Origin of the sequence: Mesorhizobium sp. M00.F.Ca.ET.216.01.1.1 (assembly GCF_004010325.2) — a bacterium.
GTDB lineage: Bacteria > Pseudomonadota > Alphaproteobacteria > Rhizobiales > Rhizobiaceae > Mesorhizobium.
On the sequence record NZ_SADR02000322.1, the window covers coordinates 1 to 337 of the forward strand.

The 337-nt window shown below is 60.5% G+C and carries 1 protein-coding gene; it reads left to right on the top strand.

All coding sequences use genetic code 11. The features are described 5' to 3' along the window. The coding region (locus EN859_RS36305) for a sugar phosphate nucleotidyltransferase (RefSeq protein WP_245525890.1) at window positions 1-337 on the top strand (337 nt) is incomplete at both ends.

The following is a 337-nucleotide window of genomic DNA, read 5'->3' on the forward strand; positions in this document are numbered from 1 at the left end:
GTACGAGGGCACGGCGGACGCCGTCTACCAGAACATCGACATCATCGAGGCCTACGGCCCCGAATACATGGTGATCCTCGCCGGCGACCACATCTACAAGATGGACTACGAGCTGATGCTACGCCAGCACGTCGACGCCAATGCCGACGTCACCGTCGGCTGTCTCGAAGTGCCGCGCATGGAGGCAACCAGCTTCGGCGTCATGCATGTCGATGGCAAGGACAACATCATCGCCTTCGTCGAAAAACCCGCCGATCCGCCCGGCATCCCCGACAAGCCGGATTTCGCGCTGGCCTCGATGGGCATCTATGTCTTCAGGACCAAGTTCCTGATGGAC